This is a genomic window from Amnibacterium flavum, from assembly GCF_003097495.1.
Taxonomy (GTDB): domain Bacteria; phylum Actinomycetota; class Actinomycetes; order Actinomycetales; family Microbacteriaceae; genus Naasia; species Naasia flava.
In genome coordinates, this window is record NZ_QEOP01000002.1 from 652,488 (window position 1) to 675,938 (window position 23,451).

The 23,451-nt window shown below is 69.7% G+C and carries 24 protein-coding genes, 1 tRNA gene and 1 other RNA gene; 16 read left to right on the forward strand and 10 right to left on the reverse strand.

All coding sequences use genetic code 11. The features are described 5' to 3' along the window. Positions 1 to 398: 398 nt before the first annotated feature. A complete protein-coding gene (locus DDQ50_RS10745) occupies positions 399 to 1,565 on the forward strand; it encodes an LPXTG cell wall anchor domain-containing protein (protein ID WP_116756728.1) in 1,167 nt (388 codons plus the stop codon). A 68-nt stretch (positions 1,566 to 1,633) separates the two neighbouring features. On the opposite strand, the gene DDQ50_RS10750 is transcribed toward DDQ50_RS10745, so the two are convergent. Beyond that, positions 1,634 to 2,593, reverse strand: a complete 960-nt coding sequence (locus tag DDQ50_RS10750; RefSeq protein WP_116756729.1) for an SDR family NAD(P)-dependent oxidoreductase — start codon at positions 2,591 to 2,593, stop codon at positions 1,634 to 1,636. A 136-nt stretch (positions 2,594 to 2,729) separates the two neighbouring features. Further along, positions 2,730 to 3,422, reverse strand: coding sequence for a hypothetical protein (locus DDQ50_RS10755; protein ID WP_116756730.1), 693 nt, complete (start codon positions 3,420 to 3,422; stop codon positions 2,730 to 2,732). Between the two features lie 69 nt (positions 3,423 to 3,491). Between DDQ50_RS10755 and DDQ50_RS10760 the strand changes: the two genes are divergently transcribed. The 3 genes from DDQ50_RS10760 (at position 3,492) to DDQ50_RS10770 (ending at position 5,548) form a co-directional block, all read left to right on the forward strand. Then, a tRNA-Val gene (locus DDQ50_RS10760) sits at positions 3,492 to 3,565 on the forward strand. Positions 3,566 to 3,946: 381 nt separating this feature from the next. Further along, the gene (locus DDQ50_RS10765) at positions 3,947 to 4,708 is read left to right on the forward strand and encodes an SDR family oxidoreductase (RefSeq protein ID WP_116756731.1); all 762 of its coding nucleotides are present in this window, start codon (positions 3,947 to 3,949) and stop codon (positions 4,706 to 4,708) included. A gap of 9 nt (positions 4,709 to 4,717) precedes the next feature. Further along, complete coding sequence (locus DDQ50_RS10770) at positions 4,718 to 5,548, forward strand: helix-turn-helix transcriptional regulator (RefSeq protein ID WP_116756732.1); 831 nt, start codon at positions 4,718 to 4,720, stop codon at positions 5,546 to 5,548. An 18-nt stretch (positions 5,549 to 5,566) separates the two neighbouring features. On the opposite strand, the gene DDQ50_RS10775 is transcribed toward DDQ50_RS10770, so the two are convergent. Further along, positions 5,567 to 5,836: a hypothetical protein gene (locus DDQ50_RS10775; protein ID WP_116756733.1), complete on the reverse strand. Its 270-nt coding sequence runs from the start codon at positions 5,834 to 5,836 to the stop codon at positions 5,567 to 5,569. Positions 5,837 to 6,006: 170 nt separating this feature from the next. Here DDQ50_RS10775 and DDQ50_RS17280 point away from each other — a divergent pair, with 170 nt between their 5' ends. From DDQ50_RS17280 to DDQ50_RS10785, 3 genes are all read left to right on the forward strand, one after another. Next, positions 6,007 to 6,171, forward strand: a complete 165-nt coding sequence (locus DDQ50_RS17280) for a hypothetical protein (protein WP_165829741.1) — start codon at positions 6,007 to 6,009, stop codon at positions 6,169 to 6,171. 193 nt (positions 6,172 to 6,364) lie between these two features. Further along, the gene (locus DDQ50_RS10780) at positions 6,365 to 7,216 is read left to right on the forward strand and encodes a sugar phosphate isomerase/epimerase family protein (protein WP_116756734.1); all 852 of its coding nucleotides are present in this window, start codon (positions 6,365 to 6,367) and stop codon (positions 7,214 to 7,216) included. Positions 7,217 to 7,332: 116 nt separating this feature from the next. Then, positions 7,333 to 8,766, forward strand: a complete 1,434-nt coding sequence (locus DDQ50_RS10785; RefSeq protein WP_116756735.1) for an MFS transporter — start codon at positions 7,333 to 7,335, stop codon at positions 8,764 to 8,766. Between the two features lie 85 nt (positions 8,767 to 8,851). Here DDQ50_RS10785 and DDQ50_RS10790 read toward each other — a convergent pair whose 3' ends face one another. Beyond that, the gene (locus DDQ50_RS10790; RefSeq protein WP_116756736.1) at positions 8,852 to 9,208 is read right to left on the reverse strand and encodes a VOC family protein; all 357 of its coding nucleotides are present in this window, start codon (positions 9,206 to 9,208) and stop codon (positions 8,852 to 8,854) included. A gap of 83 nt (positions 9,209 to 9,291) precedes the next feature. Between DDQ50_RS10790 and DDQ50_RS10795 the strand changes: the two genes are divergently transcribed. Further along, entirely contained in the window at positions 9,292 to 10,131 is an 840-nt protein-coding gene (locus tag DDQ50_RS10795; RefSeq protein WP_116756737.1) for a hypothetical protein, read from the forward strand. A 26-nt stretch (positions 10,132 to 10,157) separates the two neighbouring features. Here the strand turns inward: DDQ50_RS10795 and DDQ50_RS10800 are convergent, their stop codons facing one another. From DDQ50_RS10800 to DDQ50_RS10815, 4 genes are all read right to left on the reverse strand, one after another. Further along, positions 10,158 to 10,727, reverse strand: a complete 570-nt coding sequence (locus DDQ50_RS10800; protein ID WP_116756738.1) for a GIY-YIG nuclease family protein — start codon at positions 10,725 to 10,727, stop codon at positions 10,158 to 10,160. A gap of 55 nt (positions 10,728 to 10,782) precedes the next feature. Further along, the gene (locus DDQ50_RS10805) at positions 10,783 to 11,049 is read right to left on the reverse strand and encodes a hypothetical protein (protein ID WP_116756739.1); all 267 of its coding nucleotides are present in this window, start codon (positions 11,047 to 11,049) and stop codon (positions 10,783 to 10,785) included. Positions 11,050 to 11,121: 72 nt separating this feature from the next. After that, positions 11,122 to 11,943, reverse strand: a complete 822-nt coding sequence (locus DDQ50_RS10810) for an aldo/keto reductase (protein WP_116756740.1) — start codon at positions 11,941 to 11,943, stop codon at positions 11,122 to 11,124. Between the two features lie 37 nt (positions 11,944 to 11,980). Continuing rightward, positions 11,981 to 12,460 (reverse strand): hypothetical protein, encoded by a 480-nt coding sequence (locus DDQ50_RS10815; protein ID WP_116756741.1) that lies wholly within the window; start codon positions 12,458 to 12,460, stop codon positions 11,981 to 11,983. 107 nt (positions 12,461 to 12,567) lie between these two features. Between DDQ50_RS10815 and DDQ50_RS10820 the strand changes: the two genes are divergently transcribed. The 3 genes from DDQ50_RS10820 (at position 12,568) to DDQ50_RS10830 (ending at position 15,615) form a co-directional block, all read left to right on the forward strand. Next, on the forward strand, positions 12,568 to 13,482 hold the full coding sequence (locus DDQ50_RS10820; RefSeq protein WP_116756742.1) for a hypothetical protein: 915 nt from the start codon (positions 12,568 to 12,570) through the stop codon (positions 13,480 to 13,482). A 74-nt stretch (positions 13,483 to 13,556) separates the two neighbouring features. After that, a complete protein-coding gene (locus tag DDQ50_RS10825) occupies positions 13,557 to 14,540 on the forward strand; it encodes a hypothetical protein (RefSeq protein WP_116756743.1) in 984 nt (327 codons plus the stop codon). A 52-nt stretch (positions 14,541 to 14,592) separates the two neighbouring features. Next, on the forward strand, positions 14,593 to 15,615 hold the full coding sequence (locus tag DDQ50_RS10830) for a PHP domain-containing protein (RefSeq protein ID WP_116756744.1): 1,023 nt from the start codon (positions 14,593 to 14,595) through the stop codon (positions 15,613 to 15,615). Here the strand turns inward: DDQ50_RS10830 and DDQ50_RS10835 are convergent. Next, positions 15,563 to 15,835, reverse strand: coding sequence for a hypothetical protein (locus DDQ50_RS10835; protein WP_116756745.1), 273 nt, complete (start codon positions 15,833 to 15,835; stop codon positions 15,563 to 15,565). The genes DDQ50_RS10830 and DDQ50_RS10835 overlap by 53 nt on opposite strands. A 125-nt stretch (positions 15,836 to 15,960) precedes the next feature. Between DDQ50_RS10835 and DDQ50_RS10840 the strand changes: the two genes are divergently transcribed. The 5 genes from DDQ50_RS10840 (at position 15,961) to DDQ50_RS10860 (ending at position 22,250) form a co-directional block, all read left to right on the forward strand. Next, complete coding sequence (locus DDQ50_RS10840; RefSeq protein WP_116756746.1) at positions 15,961 to 16,812, forward strand: DUF72 domain-containing protein; 852 nt, start codon at positions 15,961 to 15,963, stop codon at positions 16,810 to 16,812. 76 nt (positions 16,813 to 16,888) lie between these two features. Then, a complete protein-coding gene (locus DDQ50_RS10845; RefSeq protein ID WP_116756747.1) occupies positions 16,889 to 20,554 on the forward strand; it encodes a cytosine permease in 3,666 nt (1,221 codons plus the stop codon). 9 nt (positions 20,555 to 20,563) lie between these two features. Next, positions 20,564 to 21,304 (forward strand): zinc ribbon domain-containing protein, encoded by a 741-nt coding sequence (locus tag DDQ50_RS10850; RefSeq protein ID WP_240614344.1) that lies wholly within the window; start codon positions 20,564 to 20,566, stop codon positions 21,302 to 21,304. Between the two features lie 97 nt (positions 21,305 to 21,401). Then, positions 21,402 to 21,782, forward strand: an RNA gene (gene rnpB, locus DDQ50_RS10855) — RNase P RNA component class A. 18 nt (positions 21,783 to 21,800) lie between these two features. Next, entirely contained in the window at positions 21,801 to 22,250 is a 450-nt protein-coding gene (locus tag DDQ50_RS10860; RefSeq protein WP_116756749.1) for a pyridoxamine 5'-phosphate oxidase family protein, read from the forward strand. Between the two features lie 16 nt (positions 22,251 to 22,266). On the opposite strand, the gene DDQ50_RS10865 is transcribed toward DDQ50_RS10860, so the two are convergent. Beyond that, complete coding sequence (locus DDQ50_RS10865; RefSeq protein ID WP_116756750.1) at positions 22,267 to 23,415, reverse strand: SLC13 family permease; 1,149 nt, start codon at positions 23,413 to 23,415, stop codon at positions 22,267 to 22,269. Positions 23,416 to 23,451 lie beyond the last annotated feature (36 nt).

Sequence of the window (23,451 nt, forward strand, 5' to 3'; positions counted from 1 at the left end):
AAACCGCGTATCGAGATCCAAATCTCCTCCGGCCCCGCCGGAAGCCGGGCTTGTCGGATTACGACAGAACTCTCGGCCAAGAGATGAGCCTAGTCTCTCGTCGGAAGCCTCGGGGCCGCTGGAGATCGCCCGCCCGGGGTGTCCGGGGGACAGCTCTCCGTCCCCCGAAGCGACGACTTGACCGGCTGTGCCGTCGCCGCCGTTCCGCGGTCGGCAGACCTGATCGGGGGCGTTTCCCGTCCCCCGGGTGCGCGCCCCCGGTGTGTCGCCGGGCGCCCGTGCGTCGCGTGGATAGATTCCCCTCAAGAGGACGCGCTGTTCATAGCTCGGGCATAGTCGCCGGCAAGCCCGCCTCGGTCCGCTCCATCGATCCCCCCTGAAACGAACTGAGGTACGACGTGATCAGCCCTACCCGCACGCCCTTCCGACGAGCGTCCGCTCTCGCAGTCGGAGGAGCGCTCGCCCTCGGCGGCGCCTTCGTCGCGGCCGCCCCCGCGCACGCCGTTCCGAACGAGACCTACTACGTCTACAGCACCGCCGGATTCGCGACTGCGGATGGACCTCGTTACTCCGATGGAGGAGTCGAGGTCAAGCTCTACGACCTCGACACCGAAGACCTGGTGGGTACCACCACGACGTCGCCCTACGGCGACTGGAGCTTCTCCGACGTCGTCGACGGGGACTACGTGCTGGTCTTCACGTCGAAGGACTACTGGTACCCCGCCGACGACGAGGAGCTCCTCGTGACCGTCGAGGATGCCGAACCGGAGGTCGAGGAAGTGCTCCTCACCCCGTATCCCGAGCTCGGCGGCGGCGCGGTCACCGTGACCGGCAACCCGGTGCTCGGTGAGACCCTCACGGCGACGGTCGGGGCGTACACGGGCGCGAACAACGCCTCGGTCACCCCCGATTCGGTCGAATACTCCTGGGGTTACAGCCGCGGCGAGAGCGGCGACAGCATCGAGGGCGCGACCGGGCTCTCCGTCGTCGTCCCCGAGGAGGCCGTCGGGGCGCACATCGGCCTGAGCGCGATCGCGGAGAAGGACGGTTATTCGCCGACCATCACGGGCGGCGGTCCTGAGGCTCTCGTCTCGGCTCCCCAGAAGCCTGCTGCTCCGGCGCCCGTCGCCGACTCGTCGGGTCTCGCCGCCTTCCTGGCCGCGAACTACGCCGCGGAGTTCAGCTCCGAAGCCGTCGGTCTGCCCAAGGGCTCGCTGTCCTCGGACTCGACCTACACGGCGAAGATGGACTGGTACTCGGGTGACTCGTTCGTCGACGTCTACGCGTACTCGTCGCCCCGACTCGTCGGCACCTTCCCGGTCGTCGACGGTGTCGTCCAGGTGACCCTGACCCCCGCCATCCTCGCGATGATCGGATCCGGTTCGCACACTCTCGTCTACGTGGGCCAGAGCTCGGGTGGCGTGCAGTCCGTCGCACTCGAGATCAGCGCCGCGCTGGCCAGCACGGGTGCTGACATCACCGCGCCGCTGATCGGCGGTTCCGTGCTGCTCGTGCTCGGCGGGGTGCTTCTGGTGGCTCGTCGCCGGAAGGCCACCAAGGCCTGACCACTGAACTGCGAAGGGGCGGAGCCGGTCGGCTCCGCCCCTTCGTCATTCCCGCCGAGGTGAGGAGATCAGCGCGTGCGGGCGCCGACGACTCGGAGGATCGCGAGCAGCGACGCCGCGACGAGACCGGCGGAGGCGAGCCGGATCCGGCGTCTCCGACGCCATCCGCCGGAGATGCCGTTGGACTCGGGGGTCGGGGCGAACACGTTTCCGTCGCTATCGGCGACGGGGCCCTTCCGGAGTGCGATCGCGAGGAGCGCCGGCTGGGTGAGTCGTGCGAACAGGGTGGGGAACAGGATCTGCAGCGGGATCGTCAACCGCTGCGTCTGCCCGACGACGACCTGGCGCCGCGGTCGCCTCGCGGATCTGACGATGGCCCGGGCGACTCTCTCGGGGGCGACCGCGGGCGGGAGCGCATGCACCTCCTTGCCGGTGAAATTCGCGCCGTGCTGGTAGATCGGGGTGTCGATCGTGGTGGGGAGGATCAACGACAGGCTGATGCCGCGAGGGAGTTCGGGGCGGAGCGCTTCCGCGAATCCGAGCAGACCGTGCTTGCTGGCGATGTAGCCGCTGGTGTACGGCGCGGCCACCTTCGAGAAGACGGAGCCGACGAGGATCAGCCCGCCGCGGCCCTGGGCGCGGAACACGGGGAGCACCGCCCGGACACTCGAGATCACGCCGATGAGGTTGGTGTCGATGATCTTCCGGAACACGTCGGCGGGGACATCCTCGAACCGGCCGTAGGCGAACACCGATGCCGCGCAGACCCAGGCGTCGATCCGACCGAACTCGCTTACCGCGGCGTCGACGAGGCCCTGCACCTGCGTCTCGTCGCTGATATCGGTCGGAACGATCAGGGTGGGGGAGCCCAGCCTGCGTGTTTCGCGGGCCACGACCTCCAGGGTGCCGGCATCGCGTGAGGCGAGCACGATCCGATAGCTGTGACGCGCGAACCTCAGCGCGCTCGCGCGGCCGATCCCGCTCGATGCGCCGATGACGACGGCGACGCGGTCCTGATTCCTGGTCACAGTGGGGCCTCCTGGGGTCGGCCCTCACGCTAGGCGTCTGCGCAGGCCGCGTACCGTCGACCAGCACGACCGTCAGCCATTCCAGGGGCCGCTCCCAGCCCGGCGCACCGTGTGCGTCAGCCGAGGAGCGGGTGCGTCAGCCGAGGAGACTGACCGCCCGCGAGATGACGAGGGCGAGGAGGACGAATCCGGCGAACGCCTCGAACCCCATCAGCGCTTTGGCGCGATGGGAGAGCGGCATCGTGTCGGTGGGGCTGAAGGCCATGGAGTTGCTCAGTGAGAAGTAGAGGTAGTCGATGAATGCGGGCACCCAGTCGGCCTTCACGGAGGAGCGGACGGCGACCTCGACGACGGCGTCGTGGTCCTCGTCCTGCGGGAACCGGAAGTCGGCGGGCTCGAGCTTGTCGCGTGCCCGGAGCCGGCGCGAGACGGGGCCGCCCCGGTCGAGTTCCCAGAAGATGAGCGCGAAGGCGATGACGTTGGTCACCCATACCTGCAGCGCCGCGAGCAGTAGAGGATGTCCGTCGTTGTTGGGCACCGTGACGAGCTGGATGACGAGCTGGACGAGCGCGACCTGGTTGGCGAGGAGCAGGACGAGTGACTGGCCGATCGACAGCCACCGCGACCATCGCTGCTCGCGGTTCAGTCGACGGGGGTTCAGCACGACCAGGGGGATCAGGAGGACGATCCCGATCGCCAGGACGACGTAGCGCAGCTGGGGGAAGAACGAACCGGGGAGGGTCGTGTAGAGGGTGAGCGCGACGATGATCGCGAGAGCTGCGGGCCATCGCGATTCGGCAGCGGCGCGCCGCGAAGGATCCCTGGTCATGTCGCGAGCCTAGAGCCGTGCGCGGCCCGCACCTGCGTGCACCGCGGTACTAAACTCGCCCTCAGCTAAGGGCTCTTAGCTCAGTTGGTTAGAGCGCCACGTTTACACCGTGGATGTCGGGGGTTCGAATCCCTCAGGGCCCACCGGAGGGCTACCGCCCGAGGGGCCGCCCTCAGGTGGGCCCCTGGCGCACGCTTGCGCCGGGGATCGAGTCCCTCAGGGCCCACCGTGAACCGGCCGTTCGGAGAGTCGCCCGACTGCTCAGCGGCGGCGGCCTCGATGCTCGGGCGGCAGCGGCTTCAGGCGGAGAAACTCCCGCACCTTCTTGTTGCGCAGCACCATGCGGGCGATCGGGATCAGCACGGGCAGGAATCTCACTAGTCGGAGCATCAGGACCTCTCGGTTGTCGCGGGGCGGTGTCCGGCGATCTTCCCCGACTCGGGCTGGGAACCACTCGGGGGAGCCGCGTTCCGGGGGTCTGACAGGGCCTCGGAGACTTCGGAACGGCGACTTAGCGTCGCCTCATGGACATCACTTCACGTTCCGTATTCATCGCCGGCGGCACCTCCGGAATCGGGCTCGAGCTGGCCCGACGCTTCAGCGCGGCAGGCAGCACCGTCGTCGTCGGCGGACGCCGCACCGACCTCTTAGAACGGCTCGACGCCGAGGGGCTCGGCACCGTCGAGATCGACGTCACAGATCCCGAGTCGGTCACCCGCGCGCGTGACCAGGTGCTGACGCGCTTCCCGAGTATCGACACAATCGTGACCATGTCGGGGATCGGGCAGCCCGAGGATCTCCGCGACCCGGCGCACTTCGCGACGACCGAGGCGACGATCGCCGTCAACGTGCTCGGCACCATCCGCGTCGTCGACGCGTTCACACCCCACCTCATCGCGCAGGGAAGCGGCACCATCATCACCGTCAGCTCGGGCATCGGCTTCCTGCCGTTCCCGCTCATGGCGACCTATGGCGCATCGAAAGCCGCGGTCCACGCCTACAGCGAAGCACTCCGGGCACAACTCGCCGGGACGGGTGTCGAGGTCGCCGAGCTCGTTCCGCCCGCGGTGGCGACCGACTTCGGACCGAGCAACCCGCACGCGCTCCCTCTGGACGACTACGCGACAGAGGTCATGGGACTGCTCGCGCAGCAGCCGACCCCGCAGGAGATCCTCGTGCAGGGCGTGCTCATGCACCGGTGGGCCGAGCGGGACGGCACCTACGCCGCACTCGTCGAGCAGCGGTCGAGGGCCCTCGCCGGTCTGCCCGGCCGGTCACGGGACTAGCGTGCCGGTATGAGCGACGAATCGAACGAGAACCGGTTGGGCGCGTACCTGCGCGCCCGGCGCGGTCTCGTCTCGCCGGAACAAGCGGGCCTGCCCCCGGGCGGCTTCCGGCGCGTGCCCGGGCTGCGCCGTGAAGAGGTCGCCATGCTCGCGGGCATCAGCGCCGACTACTACCTGCGCCTCGAACGCGGACGCGACGCCCACCCGTCCGGCCAGGTGCTCGATGCCCTGGCGCGAGTCCTGCGCCTCGACGACGTCGAACGCGACTACCTGCGCGGGCTCGTCGAAACGGGGCCGCGGCCTCGCACCCGGCAGGGGATCGTCGAGCGGGTGCCCGCCCGCCTGCACGAACTGCTGGCGGGGATCGGACTCCCGGCCTTCATCGAAGGCCGCGCCTACGACGTCCTCGCGGCGAACGAACTCGCGACCGCCCTGTCACCCCGGATCCGGCCCGGCGAGAACCGACTCCGCTCGCTCTTCCTGGACCCCGAGGAGCAGTCGTTCCAGAAGGACTGGGCGGCGTCGTCCGCGGAGTTCATCGCCGCATTCCGGCAGTCGGTGGGCGACGACAACGACGATCCTCGATTCGTCGAGCTCGTCGGTGAGCTGTCGCTGTCCAGCGGGCGCTTCCGTGAGCTGTGGGCGCGGCACGACGTGCGGATGCTCGAAGGCGGGACCACGACCGTCGACCACCCGGTCGTGGGTGAACTGCGACTCCACCGCGACAAGTTGCCTGTCGAGGGCCTGATCCTCGTCATCTACTACGCCGATGCGGGGAGCGAGAGTGCTGAGAAGCTCGAACTCCTCGCCTCACTCGCGGCCCAGGGGCCGCTCGTCTGACCGTCCGCCCGGGGCCCCTCAGCCGATGACTTCGGCGACGACCTGCCGCCAGTCGTCGTCGGACACGACCTGACGGGACGGGTCGAAGTTGTCGGCCACGAACTTGCCCTCGCGTCGGCTGATGTGCGCGATCAGCGCCTCCTCCGCGTGGAGGGTCCAGGTCGGTTCCGCGTCCTCCGAGCCGTCGGCGCGGATCGTGTGCTGGACGCCGTCGCGCCAGAAGGTCGCCTCACCGGTCTCGGGGATCTCGATGTCGTCGACGCCGGGCTGGCCGTTCTCGTTGCTCATGCGCGCACACTATGCCTCACCGGCGACGACCGGCAATCATCTGCTGCACCGGGAACTCCCACCCGCCAGTCAGCCTGGGGGAGGGGCAGCCAGGCCGTTGGCCAGGTGAGTGGCGCACTGTTGTCGCCTCGGTCCCACATCCGGTGCCGTGCACCGAGCAGGAGTTCCCTTTGTCCTCGCCCGCACTGACTTCCGCGCTTCGCCAGCAGCGGATCATGCAGTGGGTGACGCCCGCCGTCACCGCAGTCCTGATCGTCCTCGCAGCCCAGCAGGGTGAGCAGCAGCGCGAATCCGTCGATCTGCTCCACCGGGTCAAGGGCGTCTTCTCCCGCTGAGCCCACCCCTTCCGGGTGTGTGACCGGTGCACGGCGGCCCCGTCGTCATCGCGCACCGGTCGAGCAGGATCGTGTTCGACATTCCTCGCAGCAGGGTGCGACCGTCCCGCCCGCAGCGCGGAAGCCGCTCGCAGGGAGACGGAAGATCAGCCGATGCCTATCGGTGAAAAGTGTTCGGAAATACACTTTTCGCATGACCATCGATGTTCATACTCACCCGTCGCGTCCGAACCGTCTGTCGTTCATGGGGGCCAACCTCGTCGCTCAGCAGCTCGGCTGGAACATGACCGAGGGATGGTTCCAGGGCGACGCGGCAGCGAACGCGCACTATGCGCCCCTCGCGACGTATGAGGAGCGCTTCGAAGCCTTCATCGACAGTGCCGTGGAGGCCGGGTTCGACACCGTCGACGTGTGGCATCCGCAGCTCAGCTACGAATGGGCGACCGATGAGCACTTCGCGATCGCCCGCCGGGTGCTCGACCGGCACGGAGTCCGCGTCGCCAGCTACGGAAGCCACTACGGCGAGACGGTCGAGCAGTTCCGCCGCGCCAACGAAGTCGCCCGCGTGCTCGGCACGCGCGTGCTGGGCGGGAACACGCACCTGATCGAACGCGACCGTCCCGCACTGGTCGAGATCCTCCGCGAGTTCGGGCATGTGTTCGCCCTCGAGAACCACCCCCAGAAGAGCACGGCGGAGCTCCTGTCCGACATGGGCGAAGGTGACTCCGATGTGATCGGCGCGACCGTTGACACGGGGTGGTTCGCCACCCAGGGATACGACGCGGCACGTGCGATCCGCGAACTCGGCGCTCGCGTCTTCTACGTCCACCTCAAGGATGTCCGCGCTGTGGGAGCCCACGATACCTGCGCGTACGGTGACGGGATCGTCCCGATCGCCGACTGCGTCGCTGCGCTGCAGGAGGTCGGCTACACCGGTGTCATCAGCATCGAGCACGAACCGGAGCACTACGACCCCTTCCCCGAGATCGAGCGCAATCGCGTCGTCCTCACCGACCTTCTCGAACGGGGTGTCTCAGGCCCCTGACGGCCTTGAGGGTTAAGCTGGTCACCTGCCTGGCGACTGATGCCAGGGTGGTCGGCCTCCAGCGGTCGATCCGAGGCTTGAAACCTCCGGCATCCACATCACCGGAGGTTTCTTCCATGTCCGCTGCCCTACGCACCCACAATCGGTGGCTCGCGCTCGTCGTCCTGGCCCTCACCCAGCTCGTCGTCGTGCTCGACGGCACCATCGTCAACATCGCCCTCCCCGAGGCTCAGCTGGAACTCGGCCTCACCGACGGCGAGCGCGGATGGGTGGTTACCGCCTATGCGCTCGCATTCGGCGCTCTGCTCCTCCTCGGCGGTCGCATCGCGGACTATTGGGGCCGCAAGCGCGCGTACATGCTCGGCATGATCGGCTTCGGTCTCGCCTCCGTCTGGGGCGGGCTCGCGCAGAACGGCTTCGAGCTCATCCTCGCCCGGGGGCTGCAGGGTGCCTTCGCCGCGCTCCTCGCGCCCGCCGCTCTCGCTCTGCTCACCGTCACGTTCCCGTCGGGCCGCGAGCGCAACACGGCCTTCGCCGTCTTCGGTGCCATCGCCGGCGCCGGAGCCGCAGTGGGGATGGTGCTCGGCGGAGTGCTCACCGAGTTCGCCGACTGGCGCTGGTGCCTGCTCGTCAATGTCTTCTTCGTGATCGTCGGCGTCATCGGCGGCGCGCTGTTCCTCGACGAGAGCCGCGCCGAGGGGGACAACAGATACGACGTCCTCGGCGCCGTCACCGTCACCCTCGGGCTCGGCTCGCTCGTCTACGGCTTCAGCCTCGCCGAAGGCGGATGGGGTCAGCCGACGACCATCGGGTTCCTGGCCCTCGGCGCAGGTCTCCTCGTTCTCTTCGTCTACGTCGAGATGAAGGTCGCGCAGCCGCTGCTCCCGTTGCGCATCGTCGCGGACCGGATCCGTGCAGGCGCATTCCTCATCCAGCTCCTCGCCGGAAGCGTCATGATCGGCGCCCTGCTCTACCTGACGTTCCACCTGCAGATCGTGCTGGGTCTGTCGCCTCTCGCCGCGGGGCTCGCCAGCCTGCCCCTGCCGTTCGCCATCACCCTGGTCGCGCCGATCGTCACCAAGCTGCTCCCGAAGGTGGGGCCGCGACCGCTTCTCATCGGCGGGCCTCTGGTCGTTGCAGCCTCGATGCTGTTCCTGAGTGGGATCACCGCCGACGGCACCTATGTCGCCCAGGTCCTCCCGGGCCTTATCCTGCTGGGCATCGGGATGGGCTTCGTGTTCGTTCCCCTGCAGAACGTCGCGCTCGCGGGGGTCGCCCCGCACGACGCGGGCGCAGCGTCGGCCACCGCCAACTCGGCGATGCAGATCGGCGGGTCCATCGGTCTCTCGGTCTTCACCGCGATCTACGTCGCCGCGGTCCCGAGCGGCGGCAACCCGCTCGTCGGCTTCACGACCGGGTACTCCGCTACGTTCGTCGCCGCGGCCGTCGGAATGGTCATCGCCTCGATCGTCGCCGCGACTCTGCTCCGCGGCGGGCGCGCCCGCCTCCGGCTGCAGGCGACCGGAGCACCCATCCCGCACCTCGGCTGACCGGCCAGCTGGACCCGGCACGCGGATTCAGTGTGGGCTGCATCACGACTCGGATGCCGCAGCATGTCGCTCCGCGTGCTCCCGGCTAGGACAGCTCCTGGTAGAGCCCGAGCGGGTTGCCGTCGGGGTCGTCGAAGTCGCACCACGAGATGAGGCCGGGTACGGACTCGATCTCGCCGACCGCGACGCCGAGATCGCTGAGGTCGGCTCGCGCCTCGGCGATATCGATCACCCCGAATCGCAGGCGCGACGAAGGAGACGGCGCGTCCTGGACGCTCAGCTGCAGCCACAGGCCCGGATGAGGCTGATACTCCTGCAGGTCGTCGTCGATGACCAGATCGGGCTCGGCGCCGAGAACACGGTCGTAGAAGCGGCGCGAGGAAGTCATGTCGGTGACTCCGATCTCCAGGGTGGCACCGGTGATGCGGCTGAGGAGGCTCATGGTCCAACAGTCGCGAATGGCGAGGCGGCGCGCAACCCGGGCCGCGACGATGGGTGACGGTGGTCACGTCTACCGTGCACCGTATGTCGGAGCCGGTTGAGTCATGGTGGGCGCGGCGGCAGTTCTCCCGCGGGGCTGACGTTCCCTATCCGATCGGGCGGTACCGCGAGGCCTGGGCGAGCTACCCGGCCCTCGTCCGCCAGTACCATCACGATCTCAACAACGGCATCATGCTCAGCCAGATCCCTCCGGCTGCCGAGGTGTTCCTCCGTTGGCAGTGCGACGCCGGTCACATCTTCGTCGCCACGCCGACGGAGCAGCGCACGCGGCCGGGTCGTCAGCGGCGCAAGTCATCGTGGTGCCCCGAATGCCTCCAGCTCGCGCAACCGGGGCGTGCCCCCGTCGTGCTCGGCGAGGTCAACGTGAGGAGCACGCCGAAGACGCCTCGCCCGCCCAGACCGGTCTGCGGGAAGACGCCGAACCTGCGGGTGGGGGAGCCGTTCGTGAGCGTCTGCGCACCGAAGCCCGCCTCCGCCGCCGAGGGATCCCTGCGCTACGAGCTGGCCGAACGGCTGGAGTTCGACGGCGGGTTCACGGCGGTCCGCCTCGCGAGGCCGTTCTTCGATCACCTCGAGGCGTGGCCCGACATCCTGCTGCCCGAACTGCGGGTCGCGATCGAGTACGACACGATCGGCCGATTCGGTCTCGAGCACGTCGGCGGCCGCGAGGCGACCGATCGTCGCAAGGATCGAGCCCTCCGTTCCGCCGGGTGGGAGGTCGTGCGAATCCGGACCGCCCCGCTGCTCGCGCTCGGTCCTCACGATCTGCTCGTCACAGGACTGAGCAGGAAGGTCTACCCGCGGCTGCTCGAGGAGCTGCGCGACATCCGGGGCCCTCTCATGGTCGACGCCTACCTGAAGTGACCCTCGCGAGCACCGAACGCGCTCGCTCAGATCCGATGGACGGCGTGGCTTCGCCAGCGCGCGTAGAGCAGCCACGGGTCGTCGACGCCGGCCCGCAGCTCATCGACGTGGGCGGTCAACGGGGCGTTGATGCTGAACCATTCGCTGCGCCCGAGTCGATGCTCGGCGAACTGCTCGTGGCGGCGACGCTCCACGAGGCGGTCGCCGCGCTCGAAGGCGAGCAGCTCCTCATGCCAGAGGGTGCCGAGGCGCTGCCGCGGGTTGGCCGTCGTGCCGATCTTGATGCGATCGTCGAAGCGGATGTAGTAGACGACATCGACCCGCGGCGCCGGGAGTTCACCGTCGGGGACGTCGCCCAGACGCCACTCGCAGACCGCGCAGATCCAACCCGACGCATAGCGTGTGCCGACGGTCGACCCGCAGGCGACGCAGGGGGACGGGAGCAGGTCGTCGACCGCTCCGATGCTGACGGCCCAGTCGGCCGCGAGCACCAGGTGGGACTCGCAGAGTGCGAGAGGCGCGGCGGCGTGCGCCGGTCGTGGGCACGGTGCGCCGTCGTGGTCGTGCGCGAGGCAGGCGACAGTCGGGGGAGACATGGAAGGAGTCAACCCGCCGCGTCCGACAATGGGTGACGAGGTCCGGCGGCGACGGCTACCGGTTGAGGATCGCGCGCCCCTTCGGAGTCGCCTCCGCGGTGTCCTCGTCGAGATAGCCGCGCAGGATCAGGGTCTCCATCGCGTGAGGCATGCGCTGCTTGAGGGCGTACCAGTCGTCGGTTCCGCCGCCCTGCTCGACGTGCACCTTGGAGATGGCCGCCATGCCGAGGTCATGCCGGTTGCCGGTCTCGGGCGGTTCGATGCGCCAGTTGACGATCGCGCGCAGGATCGCCAGTTCGAGATCGTCGAGTTCGTCGGCCATGCCCTCGACGCTAACCGTTCCCGCCGCGTCCGCCGAGCCGTGCGGGGATGCCGGCGACGGCATCCCCAGCTCTCAACGGGCCGTGTCGGTCAGTCCGTCCAGTACGCCCATGTCGTCGACGGAGATCTCGAAATCGACATCTGCGTTCTCCGCCATCCGCGACGGAGTCGTCGTCTTCGGCAAGGGCAGCACGTCCTTCTGCAGGACGTAGCGGATGCTGAGCTGCGCGACGGTGCGGCCGTAGCGGTCGGCGATCGCCTTCACCTCGGGGTTGTCGAGGATGGCGCCGGTCGCAAGCGGCGAGTAGCCCTCCACGAGGATCCCGTTCGCCTGGCAGTAGTCGGTCACCTCGGCTTGGGTGCTGCCGATGTAGAACTTGATCTGATTGGCCTGCGGTGCAAGTCGCGACGCGCTCGCCAGCTTCTCGAGGTCCGAGACCACGAAGTTGGAGACCCCGATGGTGCGCGCCCGGCCCGCCTCGTAGAACTCCTCCATGGCCCGCCACACCTCCGCGTTGCCTGCGGCGTAGTCGGCGCCCATCTCGGACCAGGGCCAGGGTGCGTGGATCAGGTAGAGGTCGACGTGGTCGGTGCCGAGGGCGGCGATGCTCTCCTCGAAGCTCGCGACGGCGCCGTCGTAGTCCTTGATCTCGGCCGGGAGCTTGGTGGTGATGAAGATCTCGTCGCGCGGAATGCCGCTGTCGGCGATCGCGCGCCCCACGGATCCTTCGTTCCCGTACCCGCGGGCGGTATCGATGTGGCGGTAGCCCGCTGCGAGTGCGGCCGCGACCGCGTCGTAGGCGTCGTCGCCGTCGGGGATCTGCCAGGTGCCGAACCCGAGCTTCGGGATTTCGACGCCGTTGGCGAGAGTGAAGTGTTCGGAGAGAGCGGTCATGGTGTTCTCCTTCGTCGGGACGGCGGTGCCGCCGAGGTCAGCTTGCCGCGCACTCCGACAGGTCTGCTGAGAGTCCGAGCGCCTCGCGAACCCGCGCCCCCGCCTCACCGGCCGCTGTGCCGTCGGGGAGCGGCACGACGGCGGCGTCGGTGACCGAGGGGGCGGCGGCCACCTCGGTCAGCCCGTCGACCTGGGCGACGAGATTGTCGTGGATGATCACGATGTCGTCGGCCACGGCTTCGGGCCAGACGTGGTCCGGGTCGGCGAAGGCCTCGGCATTCGCCTCGCGCTGGTCGCGGAACGCCGTCGCGGCGGGAACGAGCCTCGCCATGTCGAGGCTCTTGAAGGCGTCGGCGAAGTCGGCGCGGAGCGGGATCCCCGGGCAGACGTTCTCGAGGTAATAGGCCGCCGCGTCGTCGGTCGACATGGCGCCGTCGCCGGAGCAGCCCGACAGCGAGAGCACTGCGGTGAGCACGACGGCAGGGGCGGCGAGAGCGGAGGTGAGGCGGAATTTCACTGCGGGAGGACTCCTCGGATCGGTCCCCGAACAGTACCCGCGCAACGCGCTCCAGCCGGCGGCGCAGGTCCGAACCGATTCGCAGGGTGGCGTGGCAGGGTGACCCCATGGACACCCCGTCCGCCGGAGACCGCGATGAAGCGGAGCGCCGACGACTGCAGCGCATCGTGTACGGACCCGACGCATCGGACGAGGAGCGGGACCGGGCGCAGCAGGCTCTGGACGCGATGTCCGCGGCGCGCGAGGCCGCCCGCCGCGACAGCGAATCGGCCCCGGCAGGGGGCGTGGACGGGACCCCCGATCCGTCCTCCGCCGAGGCGATGGCCGATTACGGCGACGGTGCCGAGTCGGAGGACGGAACGGAGGCCGCGGCAGGTCCGTCGCGGAATCGGCGCACCCTGCTGATCATCGGTGCTGCGGTCGTGGCGATCGTCGCTCTCGCGCTCATCGTGCCCCGGCTGATCCCGCAGGACCCGCTCGCGATCTTCGAGCAGTCGCCGGGGACGAGCGCTGACGCTCTGCCCGAATGGTTCGTCACCACCATCGAGGAGTCGGTGAGCGACACCGAACGCGCGGCGGCGCTGATCTCGGCGACGCACATCCTCTCGGAGGACGGCGTGGAGGCGTACCTGTTCCGCGACGATCCCACCGAGACCTACTGTCTCGCGGCGGAGCGGGCGTTCGACTGCGCATCACCCGGCAGGTTCCGCCTCGAGGGCCTTGCGATCGAGCCGCTCCCGTCCTCCGAGCGTTCGGGGTCGCATCGGGTGACCTTCGACGCCGAGAGCGGGCTGACGGTCGAGGACGCGCCAGCCGAGGACGCCTCCCTCCCCACCGACGGATACGCGTGGGCCGACATCTTCGAGAGCTGCGTCGGCGATCAGGGCTTTGTGATCGCTGTCACCGAGGGAGGCCTCGTCGTCGCCGCGCCCATCGCGGAGGAGGACGTACTGGACTTCGCGCTCACCACGCGGGACTGCCGTGCCCGGCATCCCATGAATGTGACCTACCTGATCGACTGATCTCCGTGCCGCCGCTCGGTGCGGCTACGGCGGGCGAGGCGCCGACGTGCAGGATCGGATGCGATCCTGACTCCATGGACACCCGGTTCGCCGGCGGACGCGATGACGCGGAGCGCCGACGCCTGCAGCGCATCGCCTACGGCCCCGACTCGACGCCCGATGAGCGCGCGGCCGCGTCGGCCGAACTCGCCGCGCTCGCCGACGCCGACCGGGCGGCGAGGGCCGTCGAGCCCGTCGTGACAGCGAGCAGCTCGCCGGTCGGCGTGCGGGCGCCGAGGCCGGCCGAGGCCGCCGACCGGATTCCGAGCGAGGAGGACGACAGGTCCGACACTCCGGAGCACGAGCACGAGCACGAGCACGAGCACGAGCACGAGCCGGCGCGGCGTCCCATCCGGCGCTCGGTGCTTCTCATCGGCGCGGCCGTAGCGGCTGCCGTCGTCATCGTCGTCGGAGTCGTTCCCAGCCTCATCCCGAAGGCGCCCCTCGATGTTCTGGACAGCCCCCAGTCGGAGCGCGACCGGGACATCCCCGGCTGGCTCGACGGAGCCCTCGCCACAGCCGCGATGGCTCTCGACGACGACCGGGCCGCCGACCGGCTCCGCGGAGCCATCCACCGCGTCGAGGGGGCCGACGGTGTGGAGGCCTACCTGTTCCGCGACGACACGACGGGGACCTACTGCCTCGCCGCCTCGAAGGGCATCGACTGCGCCACCAGCGAGGAGTTCGCCGACAACGGCCTCGAGGTGCAGGTCGAGCGCCTCGACGGGGTGACGACGCTCCGCTACTCGTTCACCGGCAAGCGGGGTCTCCGTGCCGACGAGGTCGTGAGCCCCCGCGACGACTCCTACCACTCGGGGTGGGCGACCCGCTTCGAGGAGTGCGTCACCGACAGCGGATTCTCCATCGTCGCGACCCCGTACGGCCTCGTCATCCCGACCGCTGTTCCGGAGGATCGGCGACTGGAGTTCGCGATGTCGGTCACGGACTGCTCGTACCGCTACGCCGGAGTGGCCGCGTACGTCGGCGGCGGGAACGACGGCGAGCGCCGTCGATCCTGAGCTGGACGGCTGTCGCGGGTCGCCCCCAGCAGGGCGGGAGCATGATGGGGGAGTGGATGCCGTCGCCGCCCTCAACGAGATCGCCTTCTGGCTCGAACGCGAACGCGCCCCCGTCTTCAAAGTGCAGGCGTTCCGCAAGGCGTCCGCGATCATCGAGGGCGTCGGCGAGGACGAGCTCGCCGCACGGGCGCGGGACGGCCGGCTGAAGCGCACGAAGGGCATCGGCGGCCGCACCTTCGAGGTGATCAGCCAGGCCGTCGCAGGGGAGGTGCCGGACTACTTGGCGGCCCTGCGCGAGCGCGGCGCGGGTTCGCTGGCATCCGGCGGCGCCGAACTGCGAGCCGCTCTTCGCGGAGACCTCCACGTCCACAGCGAGCGATCCGACGGCACAGCTCCGATCGAGACGATGGTCGCCGCCGCGCGAGTCCTGGGACGCGAGTACATCGCCCTCACCGACCACTCGCCGCACCTGACCATCGCGAACGGGCTCAGCGCGGAGCGCCTCGACGAGGAGCTCTGCGACGTCGATTCCCTCAACGCCGCCTCGACGGACGACTTCGTCCTCCTGAAGGGCATCGAGGTCGACATCCTGGAGAGCGGCGAGCTCGATCAGACGCCCGACATGCTGGACCGCCTCGACATCGTGGTGGCGAGCGTCCACTCCAAGTTGCGCGCCGACTCGGCGACCATGACGGCGCGCATGCTGGGCGGTGTCCGCGATCCCCGCACGACGGTGCTGGGCCATGTGACGGGGAGACTCGTCGAAGGGTCCCGCGGAACCCGCCCGCAATCCGAGTTCGACGCGAAGCGCGTCTTCGCCGAGTGCGCCGAGCGCGGTGTCGCGGTCGAGATCAATTCTCGGCCCGAGCGACAGGATCCGCCCGACGAGCTGATCGCGATAGCGCTCGCGGAGGGCTGCCTGTTCAGCATCGACTCCGACGCGCACGCGCCCGGACAGTTGGCCTTCCTCGACTACGGAGCCGAGCGGGCCGCCGCGAACGGCGTCCCCGCGGACAGGATCATCACGACGTGGAAGGCGACACGGCTCCTGGACTGGACGAAGTCCCGTCACTGACGCCGTCGGCTTCGAGGGCCGCGACCTCGTCCTCGCTCACCCCGCGCTCCTCGAGCGCCTTGCGGTAGAGGAGGAACATCGTGCTGTTCTCCTCGAACTCCTCGGACTCGAGGGCGACTCCACGTTCACGGAGGTCGTTGTATTCGGCGACGTTCTCCTCGAAGAGCTCGAGCAGAACCGAGAGCGGTGTCGAGCGCAGCTCGGCAACGAGTCTCGACATCGACCAATCCACCCCGCGATGTTAGCCACGGCCCCTGCGATTCGGCCGGGCGGCCCGCCGCGCGGGTTCCGGGTGCACAGCTCCGTTCCAGGATCGGGAACGGCGTTCTCAGCTAGCCTCGCGCCATGAGCGCCCGCTCCCGCATCGGCATCTCCGGGTGGCGGTACGCCTCGTGGCGAGGCGATTTCTACCCGACCGGACTCGTGCACCGGCGGGAGCTCGAGTACGCCGCCGAGAGGTTCGATTCCGTCGAGATCAACGGCACGTTCTATTCGCTCCAACGGCCGTCGAGCTTCGAACAGTGGGCCGAGCAGACCCCGTCGGGGTTCGTCTTCGGCGTCAAGGGCGGGCGATACCTGACCCACATGCTGCGGATGCGGAACGTCGAGGCCGCGCTCGGCAACTTCTTCGGCAGCGGCGTGCTCGCCCTGGGCGATCGTCTGGGGCCCGTGGTGTGGCAGCTCCCCGCCCGAGCCGTGTTCGAGCCGGAGGTGCTCGACGGCTTCCTGGGCCGGCTGCCGCGCACGACGGGTGCCGCGTCAGATCTCGCCCTGCGGCATGACGCGAAGCTGAAGCACGATCCCGTACTCGCGATGGACCCGGGCATCCCGATCAGGCACGCCCTCGAGGTCCGGAATGCCGGCTTCGCCGAGCCCGGGAGTCTCGACATCCTCCGCCGGCACGGTGTGGCCCTGGTGCGTTCCGACGGAGCGGGGCAGTGGCCGCTTCTCCGGCACGACACCGCGGACTTCGCCTACGTGCGGCTGCACGGGGCGGACGAGCTCTATGCCAGCGGGTACACCGACGCCCAGTCGGAGGCGTGGGCCGACGAAGTCGCAGGGCTCGTGACGGGCGTCGGGGACGGCGTGGAACGCGACGTCTACGTGTACTTCGACAACGATGCGCGAGGTCGCGCACCCTGGGATGCCGAAGCGCTGCAGGCCCGACTGGCCGCCCGCGGGGTGGGCGACGGCTGACCGTCTTCGGAGTGGATCTTCAGCGCGCCGTGCCAGGGTTCGACCATCGAGCCCCCGTCGCCGGTAGCATCTGCCCATGTCCGAGCCGCACGACGAGGCCTCAGGCGAGCCCCCGTCGCAGCCGCGTGAGCCCGCCGGTCTCCACGACGACGACGAACTCGCGAATGCGCTGGCCGCTCAGCTCCTCCGGTTCGCGCCTTCGGGGCCGATCCCGATAGTCCGCCCGCAGGACCTCGCGGCGGCAGCCGACAAGGCAGCGGCCCAGAAGGCGGCGGACGACAGCGCGGCAGCCGAGAAGACGGACCCCGACTCCGCTGACAACGGTCCGCAGGCCGCTTCCGCCGCGACGAGCGTCGAGTCCGCCGCGTATCCGGCCGCGCCGCCCGCTGCTCCTCTCACGCCGCCGGCTGACCTGCCTCCCGTCGCGCCTGCCGCTGACGTTTCGCCCGCCGCGCCTGCTGCTGATGTGCCGCCCGCTGACGTGCCGCCCGCTGACGTGCCGCCCGCTGTCGTGCCGCCCATGACACGCCCGCTCCTCCCCGTGCCCGGGGTCGCCGTTCCCCCGTTCGATGACGCTTCCGCCGACCCGTCCGCTGCTCCGGCTGAGCCCGCTCCGCCTGCCGAGTCCGGAGCTCCTTTTGACAACGGCACGGCCGACCGGTCGTCTATCGATGCCAGTCCTTTCGAGGCGCCTGTGGACACGGACGTCCCGCAGGTCCCGGTTCCGTCGATGCCGCTCGCCCCCGACACGGGGATCACCGAGACGGCCGTCACCGATGGCGCCGCTGCCGCTGCCGCCGCCGCTGCGGCTGGTCCGACAGCCGGTTCCGCACTCGAACGAGCGGAGCAGCTCGAGGGCCTCCTCTCGCGCATCCAGCTCGACGACGCGGCGTACCGCGAATGGGAAGCGTCCCTCCAGGCGCTCGCTCCCGCGCAGGTCCCGCTGCCCCCTCATCCTGATCCCGTCCCGTCGACTCCTGACGAAGCGATTCCCGCTTCGGCGGCCGTGGCGGCGCCGGTCGATCTCGCACCGGGTGCATCCGCCGTCGACGAGCGTGCCGCGTCGGATACGGCGGCCGAGGCCGTCGCGCACCGTCAGACGTTCCGCCCGGTCACGGGGGCGGAGGGCTCGTCGCCGGCGCCGGGGACGGCGCTCGAAGCGACTCCCGTCATCGTCCCGTCGGACGAGTCGACGATCGACGCTCAGGTCGACGAGACCGAGACGGACGCGACTCCCGTCACCTCGAGCATCGACATCGACACCCAGCCTCGATCCCTGGTCCCCGAAGCCGAACTCGTGGCCACCGCGATCTCCGGCGGGCACTCGGAGGAAGTCGTCGAAGCGGAACTGGTCGACGGCGCTCCTGACGCGCCGGTGGCCGATGAAACCGTCGTCGATGCGCCGGCCGCCGCCCCACCCGGATCGGATGAGCTCGCGGGGACGGGCTCGGATGTCGCGCCGGATGGCGACGTTCCGGGCGTGCCCGCCCCGGTCGAGGATGAGGATGCCCTCGACGAGGATCTCGGAACCGAGCCGGCACCCGGTGTGCCGGTCTGGGCGGCCGCTGCCGGGCTCGGCGCGATGGCGCGACCGAGCGTCCCCATCGTGGGCGATGCCCCGACGGTCGACGGCGATCAGCCCGCTGCGGAGATTCCGCTCAGCGAGCGCGCCGCAGCTCTGCACTCCCGCTTCGACAGTCGTCGGCAGCCCGGCGAGGACCCGGACACCGACCTCTACTCCGAGCCCGATGATGAGGCCGCGCCCGACGAGGCCGCCGGTCGCCCGGCGTCGGCGTTCGCCGACCGACCCGAAGCGCCCAGCGCCTTCGACAGCATCCTGGGAGCCGGCGCGAGCGGCGATGCCGCGGCGACCCCCGTCAGCTGGGCCGACGCATTCCCGTCGGCGGGCACTCTGCCGGCAACCGACGGTGTTCCGACGACGACGGGCCCGATCGACCCGATCACGGTCAGCCCGATCGAGATCACCGACACCGGGTCCATCCCCGTCTTCGACGCGCCGATGAAGCTCGACGTCGACCTCCACGACGACATCGACGATGTCGAGGCGCCCGAGGAAGTGCTGCCGGGCGCCATCGACGCCGCACTGCCGGTCGGGCCGCCCGAACCCGGCCAGCACACCGGGCCGATCCAGACGATCTCGACCGCGAGTCTCATCGCCGGCCCGTCGCTGCTTCCCGACGACGTCGCAGACGCGGAGGCCCTCGCGGCCGCCGAGACGGTCGCGGCGGAGCCCCGGATCGAGCGGGTCGGCATCGAGCCGACGCCGATCGACCGCCGGATCGGCGGCGTGGCGCGCATGTTCTGGCTGTGGCTGGCGCCCAACACGTCGATCCTGACCTTCTCGCTCGGGGCGGTGCTCATCGGCTACGGCGTCAGCGCGCGCCAGGCGATCCTCGCCGCCCTCGCCGGACTCCTGCTGGCATGCCTCCCGCTCGGGCTCAGCACCCTCGCCTCGAAGCGGAGCGGTCAGCCGACCGCGATCGTCTCGCGCGCGAGCTTCGGGGTGGTCGGCAACATCGTGCCCGCGCTGATGCTCCTGATCGTGCGGCTGTTCTGGATCGCCATCCTGCTGTGGCTGCTCGCCACCTCGTTCGCCTCCCTGGTCTTCAACGCCGGGTACGACATCTTCGTCAGCCCCGGCATCGCGGGTCCGGTCGCCCTCGCCCTGTTCGGGATCATCGCGGCGGTCATCGCGGTCTTCGGGTTCCGTCTCCTGGCGGGCGCGCAGGCGATCCTCGCATTCCTCGGCGCGGTCGTCGCAGCCCTCGTGATCGGGCTCACGGCTCCGCAGATCGACTTCGCGACCATCACCGAGGGCACCGATGGCGATTGGCTCCTGGTCCTCGGCGGGGCGATCACCGTGTTCTCGCTCCTCGGCACCGCATGGGCGGCCGCGGGCGGCGACCTCGCCCGGTACCAGAGCCCCGAGTCCTCCGGGGTCGCCACCGTCGCCGTCACCGGTCTCGGAGCGGCACTGCCGGCCGGAGCCATGATCGGCTGGGGCATCCTGCTCGCCGCCTCGAACGAGGCCACGAGCGTCGGTCTGCAGACCGATCCGATCTCCACGATCACCTCGTCGCTGCCCGGGTGGTATCCGCTGCCCCTGTTCTTCGCCATCACCGTGAGCGTCGTCTCCGGTGTCGCCTCCATCGCCTACTCGGGCGGGCTCACCCTGCTCTCGGTCGGCGTGCGGATGTCGCGCATCACGGCGACCATCGTCGTCGCCGTGGTCGGGATCGCCGGCGGGCTGGGCATCCTGTTCCTGCTTCCCTCGTTGACGCCCGTCCTCCTCGACCTCGCGCCGACGATCGCGGTCCCGGTGGCGGCGTGGGGCGGCATCATCGCCTCCGAGATGTTCATCCGGCGCCGCGGGTTCGACTCGGAGTCGCTGCTTCGTCGCGGCGGGGTGTACCCCGATGTGCGCTGGGCCAACCTGATCGCTCTCGTGCTGATCAGCGTGATCGGTCTCGGGCTCATCTCCGGCACGCAGGGGTGGTTCCAGTTCGAGGGCTACCTCTGGAACCTCCTGGGCGTCGACACGGATACGGGGATCGGCGGAATCGACCTCGGCGTGCTCGTCGCACTCGTCCTCGGCCTGCTGACTCCCGTCGCAACCGGGATCGCCGCGATCCGTCGTCAGGAGCAGGGGGAGGCGCCGCCCGCCGCCGCCCGCATTGCCTCCGCGGAGGCTCCCGCGTCGGCGCCCCCCGCCGCTGGGTAGGCTGAGCGCGTGACAGTGCGCGCGAGACCCGATGAACAGAAGAGACTGCTCGACCTGCAGGCCCTCGACAACCGAGTCGGGCAGCTCGTCCACTCCCGTCGCACGCTGCCGCAGGCGGCGCTCCTCGAGACGCTGACCCGCGACGCGGATGCGCTCCGCCGCCGCACCACCGAGGCACGTGGGGTGCACGAGGATGCGAGCATCGAACTGCGCCGGGTCGAATCCGATGTCGCGGTCGTCGAGGCGCGGATCGCGCGGGACAACGCGCGGCTCCAGCAGGTGACCTCCGCGAAGGATGCTCAGGGACTCGAGCACGAACTGACCTCGCTCTCGGGGCGGAAGGCCGACCTCGAGGACATCCAGCTCGCGGTCATGGAGCGGGTCGACGAGGCGCGCGCGACGGTCACGGAGCTCGAGAGCGAGCGCGCGACGCTCACGGAGCGCATCGCCGAACTCGAGCGGGAACGCGACGCCGCCCTCGCCGTGCTCGATGAGGAGACCGCTGCCGTCACCGCGAACCGGGCGACCGTCGTCGCGGGGCTTCCCGCCGACCTGGTCGAGCTCTACGAGAAGCAGCGCGCCCGTTACGGAGTCGGGGCGGCATTGCTGCGCCGCGGCATCTCCGGCGGCAGCAACGTGGCACTCAACGCCTCCGACCTGGCGATGGTTCGCGCCGCCGATCCCGACGAGGTCGTCCTCGATCCCGAGAGCGGCTGCATCCTGGTCCGGACGGAAGAATCCGGCCTCTAGCCCGCCCCGGCCGCCGCGCTCCCCGCGAGCCCAATGTGCCCGGAACATGCGGGCAACCGGCCGTGCAGGCGGGCAGCGGGTAGAGTTGCCGCTCGAATGGGTCGGCAAGACGGTCACGTCATCCCACGATCTCCGGATCATGGGATGCCGAGGAACGTCCGGGCTCCACAGAGCGAAGGCGGTGGGTAACGCCCACCCGGGGCAACCCGAGAGCAAGTGCAACAGAAAGCAAACCGCCACGAGCCGTATGGCTCGGGGTAAGGGTGAAACGGTGGTGTAAGAGACCACCAGAGACCTGAGTGATCAGGCCTGCTAGGTAAACCTCGCCTGGAGCAAGGTCAAGCAGAGGACGCTGAGGCTGCTCGCCGAGTCCTCGGGTAGACCGCTAGAGATGTGCGGCAACGTACATCCGAGATAGATGACCGTCCCGTGTGCCCCTGGCACCTGACAGAACCCGGCGTATGCGCCGGCCCATTCCCTACTTGAGGATCGCACCATGCCGCAGAAGCCCTTGACAGCGAACGTGACCGAGTTCCTCCGTCGACCGAACCCCGCCGTGGTCGCGTCGGTCCGACCCAACGGCGAACTGCACACCGCGGCGACCTGGTACGAGCTGACGGACGACGGCACGATCCTGCTCAACATGGACGGCACCCGCGCCCGGCTCAAATACCTGCGGAATGATCCGCGGGTGTCCCTCTCCGTCGTCGGCGCTGACGACTGGTACGCCCACGTGTCGCTCAGCGGACGGATCCGCGAGATCCGGCGCGACCCCGACCTCGCCGACATCGACCGCATCTCGACCCACTACCTCGGGCAGATCTATGCCGATCGGGAACGAGACAGCTGGACCGCTGTGATGGAGGTCACGACCTGGTTCGGTTGGGGCCCCGGCCTCACCGACCTCGACGAGATGGCCCAGCGCGGAGCCAAGCCGCCGCTCTGACCCGTCGTTCGGTCGGTCAGACGGCGAGCAGCAGGACCGCCGGGACCACCGTCAGCGGTACGACGATCAGCCCGAGGGCCGCGTACCGCCACCACGAGATGGTCACCCCCATCGACGAGACACGCTCATGCCAGAGAAGTGTCGCGAGCGACGCCCACGGCGTGATCAGCGGACCGGCGTTCACTCCGACGAGCAGAGCGGCCAGACGCTCCGGGCTGCCCGCGATCGGCTCGAGGGCCAGGTAGGCCGGCAGGTTGTTGAGCAGGTTGGCCCCGCCGGCACCCACCCCGGCGATGGCCAGCAGACCGCCCACGCCGTCGCCGCCGGCGACGAACGAACCGAGGGCATCCGAGAGCCCCAGTGCATGTCCTGTCTCGACCACCAGGAACAGACCCGATGCCAGGAGCATCAGCTGCCATGGCACGAGCCCGAACCGCAGCACCTCGCGTCTGCGCACGAGGAATGCAGCGCCCAGCACGATCGCGCCGGCAGTGGCGGGGATCCAGACCTCGATGCCCGACACGAGCAGCGGGAGCAGGAGACCGACAGTTACGGCACTGATTCCGAACAGCACGGGATCGGCCGCTGCGGACGGCTGCTCGACCTCGTACCGCCGCAGCAGATCGCGTCGGTAGATCACGAAGATGAGCGCGGTCGGCACGATCACTCCGACAAGCGCGGAGCCCGCCATCAGGGCCGCGAATTCGAGCGGGCCGACGCCGTCGAGCTCGTGCTGCGCGAGCAGGTTCGTGAGGTTCGAGACCGGCAGCAGCAGCGACCCGGTGTTCGCGAGCCACACCGTCGTGAGGGCGAACGGGAGGGGTGAGAGCCCGGCGTGCCGGGCGAGCACGATCACGATCGGGGTCAGCAGTACCGCCGTCGTGTCGAGCGACAGGAACACCGTGCTGACGACCGCGAGAGCGACGACGAACAGCCAGAGCACCCAGGCGCGCGAGCCGCCCCAGCGCGCCAGGCGATTGGCCACCCAGGAGAACAGCCCCGCCTCGGCCGCGAGTTCGGTGACGATCGTGATCGCGATGACGAACAGCAGGATCGGCCACACGCGTTCGCCGAGCTCGACCGCCTCGCTCGAGGGAAGGATGCCGGTGAGCACGGCGACCGCTCCGAGGACGAGCAGGACCGCGCCGACGAGAGCAGATCGCACGAATGCTCCCAGGGGTCGAGGTCGAGTTGCCCGCTT